Below are 26563 nucleotides of genomic sequence, written 5' to 3'. Positions count from 1 at the left end.
AAATTGGATTATCATCAACGAGTGCCCACACAGATTGATAGGTCTAAATTTTTAAAGAGCAGCTTTTCTTCAAAAGCGGTTGGCCATTCTATATACTTGGACTTGATAGTCAACATTTTTTTCTGTTGATTTTCAAATTCTAATGGCTTCGTCAGAAAGTAACTCAGCATCCCTGACAACGGGGCGAGATTATAGAGTTTTATCTTCTAAGCACAAGGAAAAAATTTAAAAAACAACGAAATTTGGTATCGAATGTCGCCAATTTAACCAAATTGATTCAAAAGCAAACAAAAGGGCCTCTTCGAGGCCCTTTAAATGAATAAATAAGTGAGAATTACAATTGCTCTATCACTACCTTATCATTATTAACTGATAGCGCAATTTTCTTATCAGGCATAATTTCCCCGGCAAGAATGGCCTTTGCTAACGGATTTTCTACACTTTGCTGAACAGCTCGTTTAAGTGGGCGAGCTCCGTAAATAGGGTCAAAGCCTACTTGCGCAATCAAGTCTGAAGCCTGCTCTGATATTTCAAGCACATATCCATTGTCTTTCATTCTTTCAGACAGTTTAGCAAGTTGGATTAACGCAATGGCTTTAATATCATCTTGACTCAGTGGGTGGAACACAACACTTTCATCAACTCGATTAATAAACTCTGGACGGAAGTGTTTGCCTACTACTTCCATAACTTTTTCTTTCATTTGCTGATAATTAGTCGTCGCAAAGCCTTCTTGTATTCTCGATGAACCAAGATTTGACGTCATGATAACAACCGTATTCCTAAAATCGACCGTTCTTCCCTGGCCATCGGTCAAACGCCCGTCATCCAATACTTGTAGCAAGATATTAAAGACATCGGGATGTGCCTTTTCAATTTCATCAAGCAAGATAACTGAATAGGGTTTGCGCCTCACGGCTTCTGTTAAGTAACCACCTTCCTCGTAGCCAACATAACCGGGAGGAGCTCCAACTAGCCGTGCCACTGAATGTTTCTCCATAAACTCTGACATATCAATCCGCACCATTGCGGTTTCACTATCAAATAAAAAGTTGGCAAGCGTTTTACAGAGTTCGGTTTTACCCACACCGGTAGGCCCCAGAAATAAAAAGGAACCTATAGGCTTATTGGGATCTGATAAACCAGCCCGGCTTCGTCTGATAGCATTAGCTACGACCTCAACAGCTTCGCTTTGTCCGATTACACGATCATGCAGTACCTCCTCCATTCGAAGCAGTTTCACTTTCTCTGCTTCTAACATTTTCGATACTGGTATTCCGGTCTGCTTTGAAAGTACATCGGCAATTTCATTATCCGATACTTTATTTTTCAATAAAGTCATTTCCTGCATTTCAGCTTGAGCGGCTAGGTCAAGCTGACGCTCTAGCTCGGGAATACGACCGTATTGTAGCTCTGACATTCTATTCAAATCCCCAGCTCTACGTGCAAACTCCATATCCATTCTGGCCTGTTCAAGCTCGGTTTTTATGTGCTGAGTACCAGATAATGCTGCTTTCTCAGCTTTCCATACTTCCTCTAACTCCGAAAAAGCCCGCTCTTTGTCTACAAGCTCTTGATTTAAGTTGATCAAGCGTTTTTCGCTTGCACCATCATGTTCATTGGTCAATGCTTGCTGTTCTATTTTAAGCTGTATTATTTTACGCTCTAGCTTATCCAATGACTCTGGTTTGGAATCCATTTGAAGACGGATACTTGATGCCGCCTCATCGATAAGATCGATGGCTTTGTCTGGAAGTTGGCGATCTGAAATATAACGATGGGATAAACTCGCCGCTGCAACAATAGCTGGGTCGGTTATCTCAACATGATGATGAAGCTCATATCTTTCTTTTAACCCTCTGAGAATAGCGACCGTATCTTCAACTGTTGGTTCATCAACAATGACTTTCTGAAAACGTCTCTCGAGGGCGGGATCCTTTTCGATATACTGTCGATACTCATCAAGCGTTGTAGCCCCGACACAATGTAGTTCGCCCCTTGCAAGTGCAGGCTTAAGCATGTTGCCAGCATCCATTGACCCCTCGCCCTTACCAGCACCAACCATAGTATGAATCTCATCGATAAAGAGAATGACGTTACCTTCTTCCTTCGATAATTCACTGAGAACTGACTTCAGCCTCTCCTCAAATTCACCACGATATTTTGCTCCGGCAACTAAAGCGCCCATATCAAGAGATAAAACGCGTCTACGGCGGAGTCCCTCAGGTACCTCATCGTTAACAATTCGCTGAGCTAAGCCTTCAACAATCGCTGTTTTACCAACACCAGGTTCACCGATAATAACGGGGTTATTCTTAGTTCTTCTTTGTAAGACTTGGATGGTACGTCTGATCTCATCATCGCGACCAATGACAGGGTCTAATTTCCCTTGCTCAGCTCGCTCTGTAAGATCGATAGTAAACTTTTCAAGAGCTTGACGTAATTCTTCCGCATTCTGGTCATTAACTTTTTGACCTCCTCGAATCTTATCAATAGCATCGGAAACTTTCTTTTCAGTTAAACCTAGCTCTTTGAGTAACGTTCCAAGGGCTCCCTTGTCCTCAAGTACCGCAAGCAAAAGAACTTCAGACGATATGTATGCATCTTGACGTTTTTGAGCAATCTTGTCACACAAGTTAAAAACACTGCCCATAGCACTGGATAATTGTACATCACCACCGATACCACTGACTTTAGGTAGACGATCCAAAATCTCACTCAGTTTCGAGCGTAAGTGAGTAATATCAACATCTAACATGGTGAGAAGCGGACGTATTGGACTGCCGTTTTGATCCATCAAAGCAACCATTAAATGTACCGGCTCGATGTACTGATGGTCCCTTCCAAGGGCGAGGGATTGTGCTTCTGAAATCGCTATTTGGAATTTACTCGTAAACCTATCAAGACGCATGAATGCCTTCCTAACTCAACTAAGAAAAATAATTTACTCTCAGTTTAAGATGGTTACTTGCGAGTTGATTTTCAAGGGCAAAATCTTTAATACGAGGGGGGCAGCAAAAGATTAGCTATCTATCCAAATAAATGTAGCCAATCTCCCCGTGATCCCGTCACGTCGATAGGAGAAAAACCGTTGAGGTTCAGAAAAAGTACAGCAATTACTGTAAGAGATATTCTTCACTCCGGAGCCAATAAGCTTTTGTGTGACTAACATATTCATGTCTGCAAGCCATTTGTTATGACTTAACTTTTTGAATGCTTGAGCGGCTGATAAGTCCACCTTAATAAACGCATCAAAAACGTCTTTCCCCACTTCAAAACACGCGGCTCCTATTGCTGGACCAATCCATGCAATAACTTCGCCATCCATTCTCTTTACTGCATTTTCAATAATACCTGCAGCCAACCCCCGCCATCCCGCATGTACGGCGGCTACCTGCGTACCTTTGACATTAGCCAAAAGAACAGGCAAGCAATCTGCCGTCATAACAGCACATACCACACCTTGCTGTTGGGTATATAACCCATCAGCATCCAAAATTTCAGAAGTTGACTGGTCAACTTCTATTACGTGGTTTGAATGGGTCTGATTAAGCCAAACTGGATGACTTGGCATATCCGCACAATCAACCAATTTGGCTCGGTTCATCTTTACCTTGGACTCATCATCACCAACATGCATCCCTAAATTTAAACTCGCGTATACTCCAGTAGATAGTCCACCGTTGCGCGTTGATGAGACTGCTTTTATATTTTTAGCTGCAGGCCAGTTGGGGATAATGAGATCCATTTTAAAATTCAGAGTCCATTCCGTGTTCCTCAATATCGGTTCGAAGAGCATCGCTCATCGCAACCATATCATCTGGAACTGGCGCATGAAATTCGAGTTCTTCTCCAGTGATAGGATGTTCAAACTTCAACATAACCGCATGCAAAGCCTGTCGATCAAATTGACGGATTTTTTCAGCTAGCTCTGGAGTAGCTCCTCTTGGAATCCGAGCACGTCCTCCATACGCAGTGTCACCTAATAATGGGTGTTGCAGGTAAGCCATATGGACTCGTATTTGATGTGTACGGCCTGTTTCTAGTCGCAAGCGTATTCTAGTATGTTCTCTAAAATGCTCAGCAACGCGGTAATGCGTGACGGCAGGTTTACCCAAAGGAGCCACGGCCATTAATGTTCTTTTCGTCGAATGACGCCCTATAGGTTGCTCTACACGTCCACCAGCGGTCATCCGTCCGATAGCAATTGCTTCGTATTCACGAGTAATGTTTCGTTTCTGTAATGCACGAACCAACCTGGTTTGTGCTGGAACCGTTTTAGCTACAACCATTAATCCCGTGGTATCTTTATCCAAGCGGTGCACAATCCCAGCTCGGGGTACTTCAGCAATATCAGGAAAATGATGGAGAAGTGCATTCAATACCGTTCCATCGGGCGTTCCTGCTCCGGGATGTACCACAAATCCTCGAGGTTTATTGATAACGATAATGTCATCATCTTCGTAGACAATATCCAAAGGAATATCTTGTGCTTCCCAACGTTCTTCATCTTCAAGCTCAGCATGAAGAACAATAACTTCTCCACCCATAACTTTAGTCCTAGGTTTGGTTACTACCTCACCATCTACTTGCACCTTTCCATCAAGTAACCAATCTTTTAACCTGGAACGAGAAAAATCACTGAATAATTCTGCTATCGCTTGATCAAGCCTCTGGCCTAATTGTGCGTCTTTTACTGTATTTGTTAATTCAATCTGCTGGGCCATATCGAACTTTTTTAAAAACTGTGAGACTAATTGTCACTAGTGTGAAAAAATATGTATTTGTGCATTGTATCTGTTACCGAACAGAAAGTAACGAATACAGCGGAATTATTTATCTCAAGGAATCGAATCCTGACATGAAAAAGCATTTATTATCCGGTTTGGTTGTATTATCCGTGTTAGCTGGCTGTTCTAGCAGTAAAGACGTTGTGCCAGATATTCCACCATCTGAACTTTACTCAGACGCTCAGTCTTCACTTCAAAGCGGAAACTGGACTAACGCGATTAAAAAGCTAGAGGCGCTGGATTCTCGTTATCCTTTTGGAGCTTATTCTGAACAAGTGCAGCTCGATCTCATCTATGCCTACTACAAAAATGATGAGCTCGCTTTGAGTAGCGCGACAATTGACCGTTTTATGCGTTTGAACCCGACTAACGAGAGACTTGATTGGGTACTTTATATGAGAGGATTAACTCATATGGCACAAGATCAGAACTTTATGCACAGCGTATTTAATATTGATCGTAGTGACCGTGATCCAGAACCAGTCAAAAAAGCCTTTGCTGATTTCAAAAAACTCTTACAACGCTATCCAGATAGTCAATATGCTGAGGATGCAAAACTTCGATTAATCGCCTTGAAAAACCGCCTTGCTAACTATGACTTGGCAACAGCTGATTTCTATCTTCGAAGAGAGGCTTGGATTGCAGCCATTAAGCGCTGCCAAGAAATCCAAAAAACATACCCAAATACCGAAGCGGCTCGTCAATCTTTACCAATCCAATTGGAAGCATACAAACAGCTAGGAATGCAAGAAGCGATTGATCGTACCAAAATGCTAATTCAACTCAATCAGAGCTAAATGAGTTTACTTGTGCGTAATTGTGGTGTTCCCTGCCACAATTGCCTCACCTAGAATCTTGCAATTTTTCCCGGCTCTCTATCATGTACAACACGATACCTTAAGCCTAAGCAATCTACCATCGAGTATTTTTAAGCCGCAGAGATCTGCTAAAAAATAGATATTTTTTAGTTATTTACTCTTTCAAATCTACTTCACTCAGAAAAAGTCACAAGCTTTTTCGACCATGCTCATTTATTTATTTTGATCTTGATCACGTTTGGTTTTACCACTGTAAAACACCAACAATAAAGTGACATGCGTCACAATATTTTATCTCCAACGCGGTAACCTGAAATCAATCCATATGGGATGAAACAGAGGAAAAAAGTCTATGAAAATTAATATCACTGGTAAAAACATCGAAGTAACCTCTGCTATCCGCACTCACATCGAAAGTAAGTTTAAAAAGCTAGAAAAGTGGCAAGCTGACATCATTAGCTGTCAGACAAGCTTCTGTGAAGAACCAAATAAACAAAAGAAATTTGAAGCAATAATTACTGTTCCTAAGGGCCAATTATTTGCTTCAGCTGTCAACGATGACCTATATATTGCTGTTAATGAGGTTGAACAGAAACTAGAACGCCAGCTTAATAAACTTCGCCACAAACCTGAAGCTCGTAGAACAGATAAGCCAGAGCTTTTTGAAGAAACAGAGTAAGCTCTCCAGCCTTTAAAAAATAGCGCCGAACGGCGCTATTTTTTTACTTGACGCCTTATTTTACCTTGCTTATTGTGTCAGTAAGCTATTCTCGTGGAACTAAAGACTTTCATTATCGTGCACAACCAAAACTGATCGGGGCACTTTTGAAATTATCAAGTTATTGCTGTAGCAAGTATTTTCAAACATACAAAAAGCCTCCTTATGGGAGGCTTTTTACAAGGAACTAAAAATGACTGAACCTAAATACTCATTAGAAGAAATTAGAACGCGTTTAAATGAGCTTGATGATCAACTACTTCGCCTACTTTCCGAACGCCGCCAAATGAGTCTGGAAGTTGCTAAGAGCAAAGTGCAAACAGCAAAACCTGTTAGGGACGCAGAAAGAGAACAGCAGCTCCTTGCTAAATTAATAACAAGCGGAGAAAAAAAATATCAACTTGATGCGCAATACATTACCAAATTATTCCATTCTATTATTGAAGATTCAGTCCTAATCCAACAGTCCTATCTACAAAACTTAGCCAACCCAGAGTTGAGCCGAAAACCTATCGCTAGAATTGCTTTCCTAGGTGCCAAAGGTTCTTATTCACACCTAGCAAGCCACGAATATTTCAGTAGAAAAAATACAGAATTGGTTGAGATGAGCTGCGACCAATTTAAAGACATAATTAAAACCGTAGAAACAGGTCATGCTGATTACGGCATTCTCCCGATAGAAAACACGAGCTCTGGTTCAATTAACGAGGTCTATGACCTCCTACAACACACGTCATTATACATCGTTGGTGAAATTACCCTACCGATCGAACACTGTTTACTTGCTACTTCAGACATTCATTTAGAAACAATCAAGACACTCTATTCTCATCCTCAGCCCCATGCTCAATGTAGTGAATTTTTAGGCCGTTTAAAAAATGTGCGCTTAGAATCATGCATAAGTACTGCAGACGCGATGCAGAAGGTCCGAGAGTTGAATCAACCAGACGTCGCAGCCATTGGAAACGCAACAAGTGGTAAGCTATATGGCCTACAGCCTATTCAAAACAATATTGCTAATCAAACGGAGAATCATACTCGTTTTATTCTTGTTGCACGAAAAGCCGTCGATGTTTCTGGTCAGATCCCTGCTAAAACAACACTCATTATGTCAACATCACAAGAAGCAGGTTCTCTAGTCCAATGTTTGCTTGTTCTGCAGCATTACGGAATAAATATGACTAAGCTAGAGTCCAGACCTATTATGGGTAATCCTTGGGAAGAAATGTTTTATATAGACCTAGAATGCCATATAGATTCTATATCCATGCAGTCTTCTCTAAAAGAACTCACAAAACTTACCAAATATTTGAAAGTTTTAGGTTGTTATCCAAGTGAAAATGTCTCACCGACAATGCTAAATCTCGACAAATAAATCTACATTGGTCAAATAAATACCAAACAAAGGCTGACACGCAATTATAACACCTTAATATTATACCAGTTGCGCATAAGATCAGCCTGTTCATCCCTTTGTATTGAGCAGCCACTTCACGAAGAACTATAATGGGGCACAATACCAAGTATGAAATACCTCGTATTTTTTCTTAGTACATTATTTGTTTCACAACTCTCTGCGAACGAAACTCCGTTAAATATATATATGTGGGAAGATACACTATCGCCGAGAGTAAAGCAGGACTGGGAAAAGAAAACCAATATTCCATTAAACCTTTCTCATTTTGATAACGACGATGAACGTAGTTTACTAATGATGAAAAGTATTCAACTGCCCTTTGATTTAATCATTTTAGATAATGTTTCTGCGCAGTTATTCGGAAAAAAAGGAATATTTGAGGATCTTTCACATTTAAAAAATCTCAAACATAACCAAGAGAAGTGGAACTCAGCCTGTGGGAAATACGCTGTACCTTATTTTTGGGGAACAGTAGGGATCGCCTATCAAAATAGTAAAGTAGCTCCCCCTAAAACTTGGAGTGAGTTCGTTAACCCCCCCAAAGAGCTTTATGGAAAAATAGGAATGATAGAAGACAGTATCGAGAGTTTTCTCCCAGTTCTATACAGCCTTAACCTATCTCCGATTACAGCAAAACAAAATGATCTTCAAAAAGCCTACTCAAAAATGCTTGAGTTTAATGATAAGACATTGACCTACGAGTACATATTGAGCTACATCCGTAGCCAAGAAAAAGCTGAAAATATGCTCATAGCATTGGCCTATAGTGGTGACCAATACTCTCTCAATCGTTTTTATGGGAAAAACAAATGGAGCTTTACCATTCCTGAAGGGCAACTATTTATATGGCTCGATTGTCTTGCGCTTAATACTGGCGCTCAAAACAAGCAGGAAGCATACCGTTTCCTAGATTATCTGATGGATCCCAGTGTTGCTGCAAAAAATGCAATTGATATCAAAGCCGCAACTCCCAATGCAACAGCGATTAAACTGCTGCCCGAGTGGTACTTAAATGATGCATCATTGTTTCCGTCAGAAGAGAGAGTAAGAAATGCGCAAATAGATAGCCTTCTCTCTTCAGAAAATATCAGCCTTCGTACAAAAATTATTAACAAAATACTGAAACGTCATGAAGCTAAACACTAGAGTGCTATTACTTGTTGCTCCTGTCATTTTGTTAAGTGCTGCAGTGTCCAGCTACAGTATTTATTTTAGCCAAAAAGAGGCTTTGTTAAAAAGAGAGGACAGCTATTTACAGCTATCAATGGAGAAACTGGCTGGCCACTTTCGCCAATCGGTAACCTTACTTAATAGCTACGCCATCACCTTAACGAAAAGTGATATGATTCGTTATTATATGGGGCAGTCTACAAACCCCTACAGAGAAATGAAACTCATTGAAAACTTGCAGGCGACAATTGAGAATTTACAGCCTAATCAACTTGATGACGTTTCTGTAGCCATCGTTGATAATAAAGATCGCGTCCAGTTTTATGCCGATAATCAGAGCGACCCTTTTTCAACCATAGACCAGCATGTGTTAAACTACGTCAGTAGTACTTACAAGAGCACTGGCGAAACAAGCCATACTGGATTCACAAAAAACTACCAAGGACAAAGCATCTTAATTCGCTATGATGTGGTAGACCAAGATACGCTAGGCTCTCCTCTCAGTTACAACAAAGATGAAGTGTTTTTAGTTATCGTCTCTTTATCTTTGTCAAACTTTCAGCAGCTTAAAAGAATATTGGAGTTCGAAAATGATAGCAGTATTTTCTTTTCTCCCATACCTATTATTAAGCCAGGCCTCACCCACTCTGTAGAACTAAAACCTGGACTATTTGCAACACTTGATCCTGCACCATACCTTACTAAACAAAAACTGGCCCAGATAGAACAGAGGCTAATGCTGTCTTTTGGTATATCTTCAATAGGTACTATGACGTTACTTTTGATTTTACTCTACAGACAAGTCATTCAACCCATCACTTACCTAGATCGTCAGTTGAAAGAAGTAGAACATAACAAGAGAAATAACATTAAAAAAATTGATAATGATAGTGAAATAGGAAGGCTTTCAGAGCGTTTTTACGATATGTATAGGGAACTCAACCTTAGTTATCAGAAAACAAAGACCATGGCTGAAAATGATCATCTCACCCAACTTGCTAATCGCTATCAATTTCAGACGCACGTTGAGGCGATTCTTGAAGAGGGAGCGATAGAGTCATCTGCATGGATCTTGTATATCGACCTTGATAACTTTAAATACGTCAATGATAGATATGGTCACCAAGTCGGAGACTCATTGCTCGTTCATTTTGCGGAACAGATTAGGAAAATTAGCACCGAGTATAGCGAGTTGCAACAGTGCGATATTCTAGCCTCTCGTCTGTCAGGGGATGAGTTTGCCATTTTTGTTCAGGCTGCAAGAACAAAGTTTTACGTTGACTCTTTGGCCAAGGCGATTCTCGAGCCTATTCAATCCTCATCTCATACGCTATTGAGTAGTTTTCCAATTACTGCCAGTATTGGCATTGCTTCTTACCCCAATGATGGTAAAACTCTTGAAAAGCTTCTCTCTAACGCTGATACAGCAATGTATCAAGCGAAAAGAGCTGGAAAAAATCAAATAGCTCAATACTCCAAAGAACTCGATGATATAGTACGACGTCAGAATCAAATCGAGACGGCACTGAGAAACGGCGACCTAGAAAAAGAATTTACTTTACTGTACCAACCGTATTACGATGCTAAAGGCCTTAAAGTTCAGGGATTAGAAGCTCTTCTTCGTTGGAACTCTCCCAAATTAGGTAAAGTAACACCGAGTGAGTTTATTCCGATTTCAGAACAAATTGGTCTATTTGGTACAATAGATCGTTGGGTAATAAAACGGGCATTCTCGGAATTCCATCAACTTCAATCATGTTTTAAACATGAAGTTAAGCTGTCGATAAACTTATCATCGGCAGAGCTAGACTCCCTGCAACTGGCTCATGACATCCAATCATTGGCCAGACACTATTCGGTAGAAGTGGCTTTAATCGACTTTGAGATAACAGAAACTTTTGCTAGTGACTCACAAAGTTTCCTTCTGCTACATAAACTTGCTCATATGGGGTTTAACCTCACTATTGATGATTTTGGCTCAGGTTATACCTCAATAGCTCAATTGGTTGAATATCCAGTACAAAAAATTAAATTCGATCGTGAATTCTTAGAAACATTGATAAAAACCAATAATCAGCAGGTAGTGAAACCGCTGGTTGATCTTTGCCACTCTCAGTCTATGATGGTCACGGCAGAAGGTATTGAATCGCGAGAAATGCACGATTGGCTAGCCGAAAACAAGTGTGATTATATGCAAGGCTTCTATCTATCGCCCCCTTTAAGCCTCGAATATTTAATCGATTTATTCTCTCAACGAAAACAGAGCACCGATATTAATGAAGAAAGTTATTGTAACTTCACTGAATCCAGCCAAAATTAATGCAGTAAAAAGTGCATTTGATGCTGTTTTCCCGAACCAAGCACATCAATTCATCGGAGTAAAAACCGACAGTGGTGTTCCAGATCAACCAATGAACGATGAAGAAACTTATTCAGGAGCACAAAATAGAGTAAACAACACGCGAAATTCTCACCCAGATGCTGACTTTTATGTTGGTATTGAAGCTGGCATTGACGGACAATTCACCTTTGCCTGGATGATAATTGAGTCGGAGAATCAGCGCGGACAATCTCGCTCTGCCTGCCTAATGCTCCCACCCGAAGTCACGAATAAAGTCAGTATTAATCGTGAACTCGGTGATGTTATGGATGAAGTGTTTGGTACTGAAAATATAAAACAAAAAGGGGGAGCAATCAGTCTGCTAACGCATGATCTATTAACTAGAAGTTCAGTATATCATCAAGCTCTTGTCCTAGCGCTCATTCCTTTTGCAAACTCAGAGCTTTTTCCAGAAATTATGTAAACAAACTGGAAAGTTTAATGCGGTTTCAACAATTCAAGCATGGCTTGTTTTTCATCATCATTTTTTGATTTAAGCTCATTGGAACCACGAGTAATAGTAGCTATGCCTACACCAAGCATTTGACTAATCTGCCTCTGAGAAAGGTCTCCCTTGAGTAACTCTCGGATAATATTTACCCGTGCAACCAATGCCTCTCTCTCATCTCGAGTCAATAACATAGTAAGCAATATACCGTGTTGCTTACTATCACTACTTCTTCCTATAAGGTCGATGATCTGTTGCCAATCTTTAAACTCAGGTTCCTGAGACATAACTTGTTAACTCTCTAATATTTTGTTTTTAACTCATGAGGATTTAAGAAAGCTCCATCCACTCCGAGAACTTCTCGATAATATGTCTCGAACATCAGAATATTTTGCACGTAACCCCGGGTTTCTTTGAATGGAATAGCTTCAATAAATGCATAGGCATCGAGTTTTCCTTGTGTCCTCTTGCGCCATGTTTTGACACGGTGAGGGCCAGCATTATACGCTGCTAAAGCAAAAATTCGATTGTTATTATATTGATTTAGTAAACCATCTAAATAATGGCTACCGATCTCAATATTTTTACCCACACTATAAAGATCTTGTGTACCTCGATAAGCCAGCTTATATTTTTTAGCTGTGTACTTAGCTGTCGATGGCATTATTTGCATTATGCCTCTCGCCCCCACTGGTGATATTGCTTCAATATCGAGACCACTTTCCTGCCTTGCGAGTGACATAAGTGTTATCGGATCGATACTGTGTTTGTCGCCATAGAAGTTAAACCACCAGCGATGAGCAATTGGAAAACGTATGGAAATATTATCCCACATTTGTGCTTTAATACTTGCCATCACAGTAAAGTGATGCCACCCCTTAAAAGCTGCGTAAGCAGCTAGCATTCTCCGCTGCTGAGCATCAGCCCTGTCAAGCAACCACCGCCATTCGCTTTTGCCTGCTTCTATTTTATCTCTTTCTATCAACTCCTCGATTCGAATAAGCTCCGTATCAAAAGCATCGATAATATCGTGATTTAGTAAAATTTCACTGGTGGGGTAATGAATCGAACGTTGTAATTCTTTTGCGGCTGCCACACTATAAAAATTTCGCTGCCCTATAATGGACTCCATACGTTGTTGTCCTGAGAAGTGCTGCCCCAACGCAAGCTCACTCCTCGCAAGCCAATACTGCCAACGTAAGCTGTTTTGTTTATCTTTTGGCAATATATCAATCCACTTTATAACTGAGCTCCAGTCCGCTTCTTGGATTGCCAAGCGAACCCTCCTCTCAATTAACGCTGTGTTTGAGGACGATGAAATCTTGTTATCACGCCATTGGGAAAGACTTTCACGTTCTGTATTTATCATCCTAAATGCAAGATAGTCTGCTAACTCTTGCGCTTGTACGCGGCTGATTTTTTGTGCTTTGACCACCTCGGGAAAAAGCTTGACTGCCTTTTCTATCTCAGATCGCGCCAGCTTTTTGAGAGCTAATATAACTTGATTCTGATGAAACGTTGTCGGTTGATGTTTACGAGCAAACTTTCGAACCTTTATTGGAGAGTCAAATAAGACTTTCATTTCGTCCGCTTGACGTTTCGCTTTTTGGGACTTTAAGAGATTTGCCAAGTAATGCATCAAACTACGATTTCGAGCCTCGAAGGCAAGGTGCATACGTTTTAGTATCAATTCCTCACTTCGCAGCCCTACTTTACCCCATAGGCTGAAAAGAGGATCACAAGCATCAGCGATACTGTGGCCAGATAACCAAAGCTTTTGAGCTCCCCGAAACCCCTCTTCTCTGTTACCATATTTTGCCTGAGCATAATAATAGTAACACTGATAAGTCTCTCCTCTCGGTTCTGCAATTTGGTACTCTAGCATTAGTTTCCATTTTTTCTCTCTTGCTAACCCGTCCAAATAAGGAGCACTTATACGATTTGAAAAAGGAAAATCATTGTAATGGTGTATAAAGTTTCTGACTTCATCTGGAGAACGGTGGCTAATTCCAATCAAAAACCTACGATAATCTAAATACGGAGTTAATGGGTACCCTGCAATCTTAGGACGAACCTTTTCGTAAGATTCGAATTGTCTATTGTCTAAAAGTTTATGCGCTTTGTCATAAATGGCCCGCTGCTGTTTAAGGGACACGTTTTCAGAGGAGTCAGCATTACTTGGTGATACAAACGTGATCGAAAGGCACAAGCATGCTAAAAAAAAGCGTAGAAAGTTCAGAACCATAGAATCTCTTCCTGAGAAAAACAATCTTATTTATGCTTATTATCAAAGCGAGTGTAAAGCGCAGAGTTCTCAATAATCAGAAATTTACAAAACTGTGACTCACATTTTGATGAATACGAATAACAGACTACAAATCACCCAATAAACACTTTGTTTTTTGTGTGTTGTTCTTATGTAGTAACAAAGCCACCTTTGTTAGTATAAAATACATTTTTCGTTATTTGACTAATTTAGGAACAATCGGTCATGGCTGAATACGTTTATACTATGTCCCGGGTGAGCAAAGTTGTGCCGCCAAAGCGACAAATCCTTAAAGATATCTCTCTAAGTTTTTTTCCAGGCGCAAAAATTGGTGTTTTGGGTCTGAACGGTGCAGGTAAATCCACACTCCTCCGTATCATGGCAGGCATCGATACAGATATCGATGGAGAAGCTCGTCCTCAACCTGGCTTAAATGTCGGCTATTTGCCGCAAGAACCGGTATTAGATGAAACAAAGACGGTGCGTGAAATCGTAGAAGAGGCCGTTGCTGATGTCGCTGGTGCTTTGAAGAGACTCGATGCTGTCTATGCAGAATATGCAGAGGAAGGCGCAGATTTTGATGCTCTAGCTAAAGAACAAGGTGAGCTAGAAGCACTCATTCAAGCAAAAGAAGGACACAATTTAGAAAATGCTTTGGAACGAGCAGCCAATGCTCTACGCCTTCCTGAATGGGATACAAAAATTAAACACCTGTCTGGTGGAGAACGTCGTCGTGTGGCAATCTGCCGTCTGCTATTAGAAAAACCAGATATGTTGCTACTAGATGAACCAACCAACCACCTTGATGCAGAATCTGTTGCTTGGCTTGAACGCTTCCTCGTCGACTACACCGGAACCGTGGTTGCCATCACGCACGACCGCTACTTCCTCGATAATGCCGCAGGCTGGATTCTAGAACTTGACCGAGGTGAAGGTATTCCATGGCAAGGCAACTACACCTCTTGGCTTGAGCAGAAAGACGCTCGTTTACAGCAAGAAGCTTCGCAAGAAAAGGCCCGTCAAAAAACAATAGAGAAAGAACTTGAGTGGGTGCGTCAAAATCCAAAAGGTCGCCAAGCAAAATCAAAAGCACGCATGGCTCGCTTCGAAGAACTACAAAGCGGTGATCATCAAAAACGTAATGAGACGAACGAATTATTTATTCCACCTGGTGAGCGATTAGGTGACAAAGTAATCGAGGTCAATAACTTAACTAAATCTTTTGATGGTCGAGTCCTAATCGATGACTTATCGTTTAAAATGCCCAAAGGTGCCATTGTTGGTATCATTGGTGCGAATGGCGCTGGTAAATCAACTTTATTTAAGATGTTGAGCGGTACTGAACAACCAGATAGTGGTTCGATAGAAATGGGAGAAACCGTAAGCCTCGCTTCTGTCGACCAATTTAGGGATAGCATGGATGATAGCAAGACCGTCTTTCAGGAAATTTCTGAAGGTGCCGACATCATCAAAATTAATAATTTTGAAATCCCAGCTCGAGCATACTGTTCACGTTTCAACTTTAAAGGCTCAGATCAACAGAAAATCATTGGGGAGCTCTCTGGTGGTGAACGTAACCGAGTCCACTTAGCAAAACTACTCAAAGCTGGTGGAAACGTGTTACTACTCGATGAACCAACCAATGACCTCGATGTTGAAACCCTGCGAGCTCTCGAAGAAGCGCTGCTTGAATTCCCGGGATGTGCGATGGTTATTTCACACGACCGTTGGTTCTTGGATCGTATCGCAACACATATCATAGATTATCGCGATGAAGGACAAGTGAATTTCTACGAAGGTAACTATACTGAATATATGGAATGGTTAAAGAAAACCATTGGTCCTGAAGCGGCAGAGCCACATCGTATCAAATACAAGCGAATTGCTAAGTAATCGTTACATTTGATAGTGTAAGCCGCTCTCAGGAGCGGCTTTATTATTCAGTATGTTAATCAAATTACTGATAATCAAAAACTCAAAGGTGACCATCTGGTTTGTCACTAGTGAGCTATCAAATTAGGGGTAACTATGAGAGAGCGCCGACTTTTTACTCGTGTTGTTTATCAGACCCAAGCGTTTCTAATACAAAAAGACTGTTGTATTGAAGCGATTATATCCGACTTATCACTTCACGGGTTATTGGTGAGAAGCGAAGAGGCGGAAACCTTAAGCCTATCCTCTCCGGTAGATGTTGAATTTTCTCTAGCTGACAGTGACATAAAAATTGAACTCGTCAGTGAAATTATTGCCATTAAAGGGAATGAAATTCGCTTGTGCATTGACCATATTGATATCGAAAGTATTGGCCATCTCAGGCGATTAATAGAACTTAATTGTGGTAACGACGATCTTCTTCATCGTGACATTGAGCATCTATCAGATCTAGGACACTATTGAACTGTATAATTGACCGTTTTTACAGAAACACCAAGGGCTAACGACCCACTTTGCAACTAGAATCACCATAGTATAAAAAGCGAGGACAATGCGCCCATAAAGAGCGCATCACATATTCTCATAATCAAAAGATTCATTTCCTTTGAATAGCATCATTTGCTTGCTTGAGCAGCAATTGGCTTTCACGTAAGAATTGCTCAGAGTAGTCTCCAAACCAGTCTCGGACTGACTCAAAACTCTTAACAAACTCTACTTTGTCCCCACTTTCAAGTATTTCAAGCGCCTCACCAAAACACTCATAAAAACGTCGGATCATAGTGACGTTCTTAGGTGAAGAGAGAATAATATCACCATATAGATTTGGGTTTTGCGCAAACAATCGGCCAACCATAGCGAGCTCTAAACGATATATTGGTGAGCTTAATTCAACCAATTGATCCAAATTTGGATTTTCTTTACTAAGATGAAGACCATAAGTAAAAGAAGTAAAATGCCGCAGAGCTTGAATTAACGTCATCGCATCATCATGTGAATCATAATCAACATCACAAAGTGTCACTCCCCAAATAGAGAACTGGTCCAACAACCATTGATATTGATGCATATCTCGACCATGTGAACAGAGTATGACTTGCTTAGCAAAACTCGATGTATCGGGACCAAACATCGGATGAAAACCAACAACAGGCCCGCTATGTACTTCAAGCATGGCTCTCATCGGTACAGCTTTTATAGACGTCAAGTCGCACAAAATACAATCTTTCGGCAAGTGATTCAAACGACGGATTATGCTCTCGGTTAAGTCAATTGGGACGGTGACAACAACCATCCCTGCTGTCCGTAACAAATGCCCTGAGTTTTCCCAATCATCACGCTCTAATATGTCAACATGATAACCAGATAATTTAAACATCCTACAAAATAATTGACCAAGCTTACCCTTGCCACCAATAACGACGATATTTCTCAAATCAGGATTTAAGCATTTAAAGCCGGAATCTTTCTCACTCAAGTAAGACTCACGCATTGTACGTCGCAAAATGTCCTCGATAAGTTGGGGAGGAACACCTAGAGCTTCAGCTTCAGCTCTACGGGAAGCGAGCATAGCGGCTTCTCTCTCAGGCACATAAATGGGCAAACCATGCTCACTCTTTACTTCTCCGACTTTTTCGACCAAGGCAAGTCTTTCAGCGAGTAATTTTAATATCTGCTTATCCACTGCGTCGATACCTTGCCGTAACGCATTCAATTCAACCGCCATTACTCTTCCTTATTTGTTCGTTTTACCAAAAATGGCTTTAATTGTTGATTGGTATACCTTAATAAAGTTTCTGTCGTTGCCCAATCAATGCATGCATCTGTTATTGACACTCCATATTCAAGATCATCATTTGATTCATTGGCAGACTGATTGCCCTCATTAATATGGCTCTCAAGCATTAAACCAATAATAGAACGATTACCCGCTTTAATTTGCTCAATGACATCTTTGACCACTATCGATTGTCGGCGAAAATCTTTGTTTGAGTTCGCGTGACTGCAATCAACCATCAGTGAAGCTTCTAGACCAGACTTTGCCATTTCTTGTTCACATTGGTTGACCGAAATGGTGTCATAGTTTGGTTTCTTGCCACCACGCAAAATAACATGACCATCTTGGTTACCTTGTGTTGTTAAAAGAGCGACCTGTCCCAAACGATTAATGCCCATGAAACGGTGGCTTGAAGACGCCGCTTGCATTGCATTGATAGCGGTTGCTAAATTACCGTCGGTGCCATTTTTAAAGCCAATTGGCATAGATAAACCACTCGCCATTTCTCTATGTGTCTGAGACTCTGTAGTACGGGCTCCTATTGCAGCCCAACTAAATGTATCCGCCAAATACTGGGGGCTAATGGGGTCAAGAGCTTCAGTTGCTAGAGGAATTTCCATTTCGGCTAGCTCCACAAGAAGCTCTCGGCCTACATGCAAACCATGCTCAATATCGAAGCTTCCATCGAGATGTGGATCATTGATCAACCCCTTCCATCCAACTGTCGTTCTAGGCTTCTCAAAATAAACACGCATCACTAAATACAACTCATCACTCAGTTGTTCAGCAAGTACTTTTAAACGCTTGGCATAGTCTCTCGCCGCATCAATATCATGAATAGAGCATGGGCCACACACCACCAGAAGGCGATGATCTCGTTTATGAATGATATTGGCCACAGTTTCGCGAGAGTCTTGAATAAAGCGACATGCTCGCTCACTCAAGGGAAGCTTATTTTTAAGTTCTTCAGGCGTAATCAGTACTCGCTCTTCACTAATATTGACGTTACTCAATTCACTTTCTTGCGCGCTTAGATTGTTCATTTATTTTTACACCCAGTTCGATATTATTTAAATACAGCAATGAATCCTAAGATATCAGGATAAAAAACAAAAACAACCGTAAACTTTAAAAAACACCAATGTAAATTATAATGGACAGTCAGATCTAAATTTATACGACTACACTAATAGCATATCTTCTCTAGCTTTCTTCTCGCGTCTTTCCAGCGTTGGGAGCCCTGCAATTCCTTAAGACAAATGTTTTGGGCTTTTTTCAAAGTGCTTGCAAGAGGGGACTCTTGTACAGCCAATCCATCAAGAACCTCAATTTGAGCACCGCGATGATTGCAAACCAGCAACATGTCACATCCAGCATTTAAGGCTTGTATCGCTCGCTGGCATGGCGTTCCCATTATTGCTGCCCCTTCCATTGTTAAATCATCAGAGAATATGACGCCTTTAAATCCTAGCTTTTGTCGTAATATTGTTTTAAGCCAAAATTCAGAACCACTCGCTGGGTGCTCATCGTAATGAGGAAAAACTACATGAGCAGGCATCATTGCATCTAGAGCACCTGCATCTATCTGAGCCTGGAAAATCATCATGTCTTCTTCAAAGATATTAGAGCGTTGATCGTAAGGAGTCTCTAGATGAGAATCGGCAATCACTCCACCATGACCGGGAAAATGTTTACCTGTTACCGACATTCCAGCACTTTTCATACCTTGAATGTAAGCGCCACTGTGCTTTAAAATCGTCGTTTTATCCTCACCAAAAGATCGTGTACCAATCGCTTTACATTGATGTCCCATGTCTAAAACAGGAGCAAAGCTTAAATCTATATCATGGGCAATTAACTCCGCAGCCATCAACCACCCTCCGAGATTCGCAAGCTCTTCACCATTCTTATGTTTCGCATACTCTTGAGCTGCTGGAATCAATGAAAAGGTATCTCTAAAACGTTGAACGCGTCCCCCTTCTTGATCGACACCAATCAAGATAGGGCGTTTAGCGGCCTTTCGAATATCTTTCGTTAGTGCTTGAAGCTGAGCCGTATCGTGAAAGTTTCGAGTAAATAAAATTAGCCCTCCTACTGTTGGGTGTTCCAAAATCTCTCGATCTTCAGACGACAGCTCATATCCCTCGACATCAATCCATAAAGGTCCCATTCTTTCTCCTCAAAATCAGCTCAATATCTCATACTAAAAGAGGTTATTCGCTTCAGATTTGCTTTACAATAAGTGGATAAGATAATAAGCGGAATCAACTGTGACTCACAACCAAATGTATGTAGGTGTTATGTCTGGCACCAGTATGGACGGTGTCGACACTGCACTAGTACAAATTTCTGACGATCAGGTAAAATTAATTGCCTATGGTGACTATCCAATGCCTGATAGTATCAAAAACTCTCTTCTCTCTGTTTGCAACAACCAAACAACCAACATTCAAACTATTGGTGAACTAGACCATAAACTAGGTCATCTGTTTGCCGATGCGGTTCTCGATTTACTAGAACAGTCAGAGTACTCTGCAAGCCAGATAAAAGCGATTGGTTGTCATGGTCAAACTGTCTTTCACCAGCCCGACCATGCTCAAGCTTTTTCTCTTCAGCTTGGAGATGCTAATATTATTGCGGCCAAGACAGGCATTGATACCGTCGCTGATTTTAGACGTAAAGATATTGCCTTGGGAGGTCAGGGAGCCCCTCTAGTTCCAGCTTTTCATCAACAACTATTTGCCATTCAACAATCAACCACGGTTGTTCTCAATATTGGCGGGATCGCTAATATTTCTGTTTTACACCCGCACAAACCTGTCATTGGATATGACACGGGACCAGGAAATGTATTGATGGATGCCTGGTGTCATCTAAATAGGCAGGAACCTTACGATAGAGATGGAAGATTTGCACAGCAAGGTGAAATCTCTCATGAACTATTGAATCAATTGTTAGAAAACAACTACTTTGCAATGCCTCCTCCGAAAAGTACAGGACGAGAAAGGTTTAACCTTGACTGGCTGCAAAAAATTCTAATCAATCACTCTTTATCAACGGAAGATATCCAACGAACATTATGTCAATACTCTGCAACAAGTATCGCCAACGAGGTTGGTCAGTATTCCTTTGGAGATACACCCCAATTATTAGTGTGTGGTGGTGGTGCAAGAAATCCGCTACTCATGCGAGATATAAAGTCTCTTCTGCCTAATTGGCAAGTATCCACAACTGAAGCAAAAGGAATTAACGGTGATTACATGGAAGCGATGGCATTTGCATGGCTCGCTCATCGTAATATACATAAGTTACCAAGCAGCTTACCTGAAGTAACAGGAGCGAGCCGGCCGGCTTCACTTGGTGTCTATTACCCCAAAGACTGATAACGCAAAAATCTTACATAGTGAAAAAACCATGAAAAATGATGACCTCCTTGCAACACTTTCACACCTTGTGTCAGAAGAACGCAATGCCGACACCATGGACATTGACTTGCTCTCTTCGCTTGAAATTTTACAGAAAATCAACCACCAAGACCAGTTGGTTCCTTTAGCCGTTGAAAAGGTTCTACCTGAGATAGCTCTGGCGGTTGACGCGATCGCTAGTGCTTTCAAAACTGGCGGAAGGTTGATCTATATTGGTGCTGGCACCAGTGGCAGATTGGGAATCTTAGATGCCTCTGAGTGCCCTCCAACCTTTGGAGTTCCTGAGGGTATGGTGATCGGATTAATTGCAGGTGGCCATGATGCTATTTTCAAAGCAAAAGAAGGAGCTGAAGACTCTCCGGAATTAGGAGAACTCGATCTTAAAGGAATTAACTTTAAAAAAGAGGATGTGTTGGTAGGTATCGCTGCAAGTGGGCGCACACCTTATGTTATCGGCGCGCTTACTTATGCAAGAACAATAGCGGCGACGACTGTTTCCCTCTCCTGTAATCCAAACTCACCTATGGAGGGACTCGCCGATATTTCCATTTGCCCTATCGTTGGCCCTGAAGCTCTAACTGGCTCAACACGACTCAAGTCAGGAACAGCACAAAAGTTGGTTTTGAATATGTTGACCACAGCAAGCATGATTCGTTTGGGTAAAAGCTATCAAAACTTAATGGTTGATGTAAAAGCAACCAACAAAAAGCTCATCGCTAGAGCAAAGCGTATTGTCATGCAGGCGACAGACTGTTCAGAAACTGAGGCCATCAACACACTTCAACAAACTCAATATGACGTTAAGCTGGCCATCTTGGTTATTCTTACCGGTCTTGACGCAGACACGGCTAAACAACGCCTCAAAGATAAACATGGTTTTCTGCGTATGGCTACCGAAACCCGAAAGTGAGAAAAATAGCATCAAAAGACAGACTCACCGCCCCGTCAAATTGATAGGTATGAAAGCCATTATCAACGACTGTATTCGTTCCAACCTCTTTGCCATTCCATTCGAAACTTTTGGCCGTCAGGCAGTGATTCACAAACACCTTCATAGTAATTTCCAGATAACCCAATTTGATAAGCAAAATTGGGATTACAGTATTCATTTACTCCCTGAAGGTAGCCTCGGTCATAATCACCACTGTTCGCTTGCCCCAAGGTATTGAGTTCTTTGATTGAACGAGAGGAATGGCCAGTAACACCATCATGATAACCAACTTGGTACCAATCTCCAGAACGAACAAGCTCTTCTACTGAAGAACTACAACCAAAAAGGAACGTAGCTGACACAAGTAACATTATATTTTTCATATAAATCTCAGTTAAGTGCTTGTATTGACGGTTTATCAATAAAGCTTTACGAATACATAGACTAGATGACACACACTCTAGTCCTGTGAACAAAAGAGCTAATCAATGAAAAACTCAAGCATAAGATCGTAAAAAGGCAACCCTCTGGATTGCCTTCGATTCAATCAATTTGTCTAACCTGCAATTCTCTCGGCACTTCAAAGAACATATTTTCCTCTCGCCCTTGGATTTCTTCAATCTCTCGGCTCCCAATAATGCTTTGAACCTTATCTATAATCTGATTGACTAATTCTTCTGGTGCAGAAGCGCCAGCAGTAACCCCAACTCGGACTTTTTGGGCAAACCATTCTGGGTCAATATCATCTGGAGTATCAGTCAGATATCCTGGAGTTCCTAACTTTTCTGCAAGCTCTTTCAAGCGAGTCGAATTAGATGAGTTTTTAGAGCCGACAACGATAACAATATCGACCTCTTCTGCCATGTCTCTTACCGCATCCTGACGATTTTGAGTCGCGTAGCAAATATCGTCTTTACGGGGGCCCTGAATATCAGGGAAAACACGACGCAACTCTTCTATCACTTCCGCTGTTTCATCAACCGATAATGTCGTTTGGCTCACATAATGAAGGTCTGAAGGGGCTTTAACAATTGAGGTCAATTTGGCAACATCTGAAGGAGTTTCAACTAGGTACATGCCTCCAGTTTCACTCGCATACTGCCCCATCGTTCCTTCCACTTCGGGATGACCAGCATGACCAATCAAAATCACTTCCATGTTACGACGGCTTGCACGAGCAACTTCCATATGAACTTTAGTTACTAGTGGACATGTCGCATCAAAAACTGTCAGTGCACGAGATTTTGCCTCCTGACGAACAGCTTGTGAGACACCATGAGCGGAGAAAATAACGATATTATCGTCAGGGACTTCGCAAAGCTCCTCAACAAATATAGCTCCACGTTGCTTCAAGCCTTCTACAACGAAACGATTATGTACCACTTCATGTCGCACATAGATCGGTGGCTTATACATTTCAAGGGCTCGCTCGACTATACTGATAGCACGATCTACACCAGCACAGAAACCACGTGGGTTCGCTAATAAAATTTTCATCGAACTGTTCATAAAGATTTAACTACTACACCAGTTATCATTCTACTGATAAAATTTCAACTTCAAAAGTAACATCTTGTCCCGCTAAAGGGTGATTAAAGTCAACGGTGACTGAATCTCCGGCAACTTCTTTGATGATACCCGGTATTTCCATGCCATCAGGGCCAGTAAATGCCATGATAGTTCCGACCTCAACCTCTGCATCACCAACAAATTTTGTGCGATCCATATGGTGGATATTGTCAGGATTAGGCATACCAAAAGCATCTTCAGCTTTCAACTCAATCTCTTTTTTATCGCCGACATCAAGACCTAATAAACATTGCTCAAAACTGCCACTTAGGCTGCCATCACCAATCACTAATTTGGCTGGTTTACCCATATTATGGGTGCTGTCCGCGACCGAGCCATCTTTCATCTTTATCGTAAAGTGCAATGTCACTGCAGATTCTTGGCTTATCATGTTACTTTCTCATTGTTTAAACTTTTTATATCTAGCAGTAGCGATCACGTGGTCGCTAGAGCTCAACAAACAAGACTACTCATTGTCATCTTTCTTTTTACGGAATCCATCCAATATGATCATCACAGCACCTACGCAAATTGTAGAATCAGCAAGATTAAATGCTGGCCAGTGATAAGTCCCCCAATAGAAGTCAAGATAATCGACAACAGAGCCATGGACGATACGATCAAATAAATTACCAACAGCGCCACCAATGATCATGGCGTAAGCAATATTATTCCACTTTTCTTGTGCTGGAAGTTTACTCATCCAGTACGTTAGCATTCCTGTGACAAGCACAGCAATAGTGGTAAAGAACCATCGCTGCCATCCCGGCTGATCGCTAAGAAAGCTAAAAGCAGCACCAGGGTTGTGGACATAAATGAAATTGAAGAAAGAAAAAACCTCGATACGATTTTCCCATCCCAGATCCATATTATCCATTACGAATAATTTAATACCTATATCAGCCAAGAAGATTACCAGAGCCAACCAAAGCCAACGAACTCCGGAATCCTTCAACATAATTTTATTCATAAACTCTCTACAATCAGCCCCAGTAAACACCGGGGCTGAACCTTTTGATTGATGCAAAAACGATACTTCGGGCTTATGCGAATTTACGTGTTTCGCCTTCACCCTCTACGTTTGAAACACAACGTCCACAGATTTTCTCATGACCATCAATGGTACCAACATCGGATGTATGGTGCCAACAACGATCACATTTTTCACCACCGACAGGAGACACTTCAACAAATAGTCCCTCAATATCCGTTTGCTGAGCAGTTTCTGTTTTTTCTCCGATTGCTTTGACTGAAGCAGCGGAAGTCAACAAGACAAAACGTAACTCATCCTCTAGTTTTAGGAGCTTCTTAACTAAGGCATCTTCGGCATATAACGTCACCTCAGCTTGTAGCGCACTACCTATCGTTTTATCTTTACGAGCGTCTTCGAGAAGTTTATTCACTGCACTGCGGACCGACTGAATATCAGTCCAGAATGTGTTGTTTAACTCTTCACCCTCAGCTAAGCCAAATAAACCATCAAACCACTCTCCAGTGAAAACAAATTTATCTCTCTCACCAGGCATTTCATTCCAAATCTCATCCGCAGTGAATGACATGATCGGCGCCATCCAGCGAACTAAAGCTTCTACGATATAATAAAGTGCGGTTTGACAACTGCGTTGGGCATGCCCCCCTCGTTTAGCCGTATATTGTCTATCTTTGATAACATCAAGATAGAAAGAGCCCATTTCTATTGAACAAAACTGCATCAAACGCTGGGTTACAGCATGGGTGTTGTAATCACCATAAGCTTTTACAATTTCATTTTGAGCTGACAGCGCACGTCCCACTGCCCATCGGTCGAGAGCAACCATTTCCTCAACTGGAACAATATCAGTTGCTGGGTTAAACCCATTCAGGTTGGCCAAGAAAAAACGTGCTGTATTTCGGATTCGACGATATGCATCAGCACTGCGTTTTAAAATTTCATCTGAAACAGCGACTTCACCTGTATAATCTGTTGAAGCTACCCATAAGCGAAGAATATCTGCACCTAACTTATTAGTAACGTCTTTTGGTGCAACAACGTTTCCAATGGACTTTGACATTTTACGTCCATGGCCATCGACAACGAAACCGTGTGTTAACACTTGCTTGTATGGCGCTTCATCTTTCATTGCTATAGAAGAAATCAATGAAGATTGGAACCAACCACGATGTTGGTCAGAGCCTTCTAAATAGAGATCTGCACTGTTCCCTTCGTACTCTTTACGCGCATCAACCACTGAGAAATGCGTAACACCAGAATCAAACCAAACATCAAGCGTATCGAGAACTTTCTCGTACTGCTCCGCATCTGAACCAAGTAGCTCCTTTGTATCAAGGTCCCACCAAGCTTGAATACCTTTCTGTTCAACAAGTTTTGCAACGTTTTCAATTAGTTCGAGCGTATTTGGATGCAGCTCTGCTGTCTCCTTATGAACAAAGAGAGCAATAGGCACACCCCAGGTTCTTTGGCGTGAAATACACCATTCAGGGCGACCTTCTATCATCCCTTCAATACGGCTTTGCCCCCATTCAGGCATCCACTCAACACCTTTTATAGCCTCAAGCGCTTTGGCTCGAAGGCCAGCCTGATCCATAGAAACGAACCATTGAGGGGTTGCACGGAAGATAATCGGGGTTTTATGACGCCAACAATGAGGATAGCTATGCTCGTAAGCATGGTGATGCAATAAAGCACCCTTTTCTTTCAGCGTTTCGACTACAGCGTCATTAGCTTTAAATACATGCTGACCTGCAAAAAGCTCAGTATCAGGTAAATAAACACCATTGGAGCCAACTGGATTGGCCACTTCTAAGTTATATTGGTTGCCAACAGTAAAGTCTTCTTGGCCATGGCCAGGAGCCGTATGCACAACACCTGTACCTGACTCTGTAGTGACGTGGTCTCCAAGAATAGCAGGGACGGTAAAATCA

23 protein-coding genes are annotated in these 26563 nt (G+C 41.4%); 10 read left to right on the top strand and 13 right to left on the bottom strand.

Features of this window, described 5'->3' with window-relative positions; all coding sequences use genetic code 11:
- Positions 1–334: 334 nt before the first annotated feature.
- The 3 genes from clpB to rluD form a co-directional block, all read right to left on the bottom strand.
- Positions 335–2911, bottom strand: a complete 2577-nt coding sequence (clpB, locus tag RH40_RS03665) for an ATP-dependent chaperone ClpB (RefSeq protein ID WP_009599991.1) — start codon at positions 2909–2911, stop codon at positions 335–337.
- A 111-nt stretch (positions 2912–3022) separates the two neighbouring features.
- On the bottom strand, positions 3023–3748 hold the full coding sequence (gene pgeF, locus RH40_RS03660) for a peptidoglycan editing factor PgeF (protein WP_009599989.1): 726 nt from the start codon (positions 3746–3748) through the stop codon (positions 3023–3025).
- 1 nt (position 3749) lies between these two features.
- Positions 3750–4727: a 23S rRNA pseudouridine(1911/1915/1917) synthase RluD gene (gene rluD / locus RH40_RS03655; protein ID WP_009599988.1), complete on the bottom strand. Its 978-nt coding sequence runs from the start codon at positions 4725–4727 to the stop codon at positions 3750–3752.
- Positions 4728–4861: 134 nt separating this feature from the next.
- On the opposite strand from rluD, the gene bamD reads away from it, so the two are divergent.
- The 6 genes from bamD (at position 4862) to yjjX (ending at position 11717) form a co-directional block, all read left to right on the top strand.
- Positions 4862–5587 carry an outer membrane protein assembly factor BamD gene (bamD, locus tag RH40_RS03650; protein WP_009599987.1) on the top strand — a complete coding sequence of 242 codons (726 nt, stop codon included), beginning with the start codon at positions 4862–4864 and terminating at the stop codon, positions 5585–5587.
- A gap of 373 nt (positions 5588–5960) precedes the next feature.
- Positions 5961–6287, top strand: coding sequence for a ribosome hibernation-promoting factor, HPF/YfiA family (gene hpf, locus RH40_RS03645; RefSeq protein ID WP_009599986.1), 327 nt, complete (start codon positions 5961–5963; stop codon positions 6285–6287).
- 232 nt (positions 6288–6519) lie between these two features.
- A complete protein-coding gene (gene pheA / locus RH40_RS03640) occupies positions 6520–7701 on the top strand; it encodes a prephenate dehydratase (protein WP_009599985.1) in 1182 nt (393 codons plus the stop codon).
- A 150-nt stretch (positions 7702–7851) separates the two neighbouring features.
- On the top strand, positions 7852–8889 hold the full coding sequence (locus RH40_RS03635; RefSeq protein WP_009599984.1) for a polyamine ABC transporter substrate-binding protein: 1038 nt from the start codon (positions 7852–7854) through the stop codon (positions 8887–8889).
- Positions 8873–11233: a putative bifunctional diguanylate cyclase/phosphodiesterase gene (locus RH40_RS03630; RefSeq protein WP_009599983.1), complete on the top strand. Its 2361-nt coding sequence runs from the start codon at positions 8873–8875 to the stop codon at positions 11231–11233. Before RH40_RS03635 ends, RH40_RS03630 begins: the two co-directional genes overlap by 17 nt.
- Positions 11190–11717 carry an inosine/xanthosine triphosphatase gene (yjjX, locus tag RH40_RS03625; RefSeq protein WP_009599982.1) on the top strand — a complete coding sequence of 176 codons (528 nt, stop codon included), beginning with the start codon at positions 11190–11192 and terminating at the stop codon, positions 11715–11717. The genes RH40_RS03630 and yjjX overlap by 44 nt, the downstream gene beginning before the upstream one ends.
- Before the next feature lie 14 nt (positions 11718–11731).
- On the opposite strand, the gene trpR is transcribed toward yjjX, so the two are convergent.
- Together trpR and RH40_RS03615 are read right to left on the bottom strand one after the other, a co-directional pair.
- Complete coding sequence (trpR, locus tag RH40_RS03620) at positions 11732–12028, bottom strand: trp operon repressor (protein WP_009599981.1); 297 nt, start codon at positions 12026–12028, stop codon at positions 11732–11734.
- A gap of 14 nt (positions 12029–12042) precedes the next feature.
- Positions 12043–13986 (bottom strand): transglycosylase SLT domain-containing protein, encoded by a 1944-nt coding sequence (locus RH40_RS03615; protein ID WP_009599980.1) that lies wholly within the window; start codon positions 13984–13986, stop codon positions 12043–12045.
- A gap of 246 nt (positions 13987–14232) precedes the next feature.
- Between RH40_RS03615 and ettA the strand changes: the two genes are divergently transcribed.
- Positions 14233–15900, top strand: a complete 1668-nt coding sequence (gene ettA / locus RH40_RS03610; RefSeq protein WP_009599979.1) for an energy-dependent translational throttle protein EttA — start codon at positions 14233–14235, stop codon at positions 15898–15900.
- Positions 15901–16035: 135 nt separating this feature from the next.
- Complete coding sequence (locus tag RH40_RS03605; protein WP_009599978.1) at positions 16036–16404, top strand: PilZ domain-containing protein; 369 nt, start codon at positions 16036–16038, stop codon at positions 16402–16404.
- Between the two features lie 133 nt (positions 16405–16537).
- Here the strand turns inward: RH40_RS03605 and tyrA are convergent, their stop codons facing one another.
- The 3 genes from tyrA to nagZ all read right to left on the bottom strand — a co-directional run bounded on the left by tyrA (position 16538) and on the right by nagZ (position 19886).
- A complete protein-coding gene (gene tyrA, locus RH40_RS03600) occupies positions 16538–17665 on the bottom strand; it encodes a bifunctional chorismate mutase/prephenate dehydrogenase (RefSeq protein WP_009599977.1) in 1128 nt (375 codons plus the stop codon).
- A complete protein-coding gene (locus tag RH40_RS03595) occupies positions 17665–18759 on the bottom strand; it encodes a 3-deoxy-7-phosphoheptulonate synthase (protein ID WP_009599976.1) in 1095 nt (364 codons plus the stop codon). Before RH40_RS03595 ends, tyrA begins: the two co-directional genes overlap by 1 nt.
- A 143-nt stretch (positions 18760–18902) precedes the next feature.
- Complete coding sequence (gene nagZ, locus RH40_RS03590) at positions 18903–19886, bottom strand: beta-N-acetylhexosaminidase (protein WP_009599975.1); 984 nt, start codon at positions 19884–19886, stop codon at positions 18903–18905.
- A gap of 115 nt (positions 19887–20001) precedes the next feature.
- Between nagZ and RH40_RS03585 the strand changes: the two genes are divergently transcribed.
- Both RH40_RS03585 and murQ read left to right on the top strand, forming a co-directional pair.
- Complete coding sequence (locus tag RH40_RS03585) at positions 20002–21099, top strand: anhydro-N-acetylmuramic acid kinase (RefSeq protein ID WP_039954154.1); 1098 nt, start codon at positions 20002–20004, stop codon at positions 21097–21099.
- A gap of 31 nt (positions 21100–21130) precedes the next feature.
- Positions 21131–22051, top strand: a complete 921-nt coding sequence (gene murQ / locus RH40_RS03580) for an N-acetylmuramic acid 6-phosphate etherase (protein WP_009599973.1) — start codon at positions 21131–21133, stop codon at positions 22049–22051.
- Between the two features lie 62 nt (positions 22052–22113).
- Here murQ and RH40_RS03575 read toward each other — a convergent pair whose 3' ends face one another.
- From RH40_RS03575 to RH40_RS03555, 5 genes are all read right to left on the bottom strand, one after another.
- Positions 22114–22455, bottom strand: a complete 342-nt coding sequence (locus RH40_RS03575) for a DUF2799 domain-containing protein (protein WP_039954153.1) — start codon at positions 22453–22455, stop codon at positions 22114–22116.
- Between the two features lie 160 nt (positions 22456–22615).
- Positions 22616–23581, bottom strand: coding sequence for a 4-hydroxy-3-methylbut-2-enyl diphosphate reductase (gene ispH / locus RH40_RS03570; protein ID WP_039954151.1), 966 nt, complete (start codon positions 23579–23581; stop codon positions 22616–22618).
- 25 nt (positions 23582–23606) lie between these two features.
- Positions 23607–24032 (bottom strand): FKBP-type peptidyl-prolyl cis-trans isomerase, encoded by a 426-nt coding sequence (gene fkpB, locus RH40_RS03565; RefSeq protein ID WP_009599970.1) that lies wholly within the window; start codon positions 24030–24032, stop codon positions 23607–23609.
- Positions 24033–24107: 75 nt separating this feature from the next.
- Positions 24108–24611, bottom strand: a complete 504-nt coding sequence (gene lspA, locus RH40_RS03560; RefSeq protein ID WP_039954148.1) for a signal peptidase II — start codon at positions 24609–24611, stop codon at positions 24108–24110.
- Between the two features lie 73 nt (positions 24612–24684).
- Positions 24685–26563: isoleucine--tRNA ligase (locus tag RH40_RS03555; RefSeq protein WP_009599968.1), on the bottom strand; the 1879-nt coding region annotated here is incomplete at its 5' end.

The organism is Vibrio caribbeanicus ATCC BAA-2122 (genome assembly GCF_000165125.1).
Classification (GTDB): Bacteria; Pseudomonadota; Gammaproteobacteria; order Enterobacterales; family Vibrionaceae; genus Vibrio; species Vibrio caribbeanicus.
Note: the sequence above shows the minus strand (reverse complement) of the source record. Positions and strands in the feature narration are given on the sequence as shown.